The organism is Tritonibacter sp. SIMBA_163 (genome assembly GCF_046535935.1).
Taxonomy (GTDB): domain Bacteria; phylum Pseudomonadota; class Alphaproteobacteria; order Rhodobacterales; family Rhodobacteraceae; genus Epibacterium; species Epibacterium scottomollicae.
In genome coordinates, this window is record NZ_JAWJBP010000182.1 from 1 (window position 1) to 354 (window position 354).

Consider the following 354-nt stretch of genomic DNA (forward strand, 5'->3'; position numbering starts at 1 on the left):
TTCGCCCAGTTAAAGAGCGTTGTCGCTTTTGTTCCCTCCATATCTGACCCATAGCCCGGTAAAAAAAGCAGCCCTGGTTTTTGGCTTTGGTTAGCGGAGGCAGGATGATGACAATAGGCTAACTGAGTTCCGTCGGGATGTTGGCTGTAATTGATCTCCATAATTAATTGATTGTTGGCGCGATCGCGCTTTGACGATTAAAATTATACATAGTATAACTCAGGGAACAGTGATCAGTAATGAAAATTCAGTTGAGAAAATGGGGAAATAGTCTGGGATTAAGGGTTCCCCAGAAAATTGCCCAAAACTATGGTCTGGATGAAAACTCCCTAGTAGAGTTGACCGAAACGCCAG

1 protein-coding gene is annotated in these 354 nt (G+C 43.8%); it reads left to right on the forward strand.

Annotated elements, in window-relative coordinates; genetic code table 11:
• Positions 1–239 precede the first annotated feature (239 nt).
• The coding region (locus tag R0J92_RS21995; protein ID WP_411053212.1) for an AbrB/MazE/SpoVT family DNA-binding domain-containing protein at positions 240–354 on the forward strand (115 nt) is incomplete at its 3' end.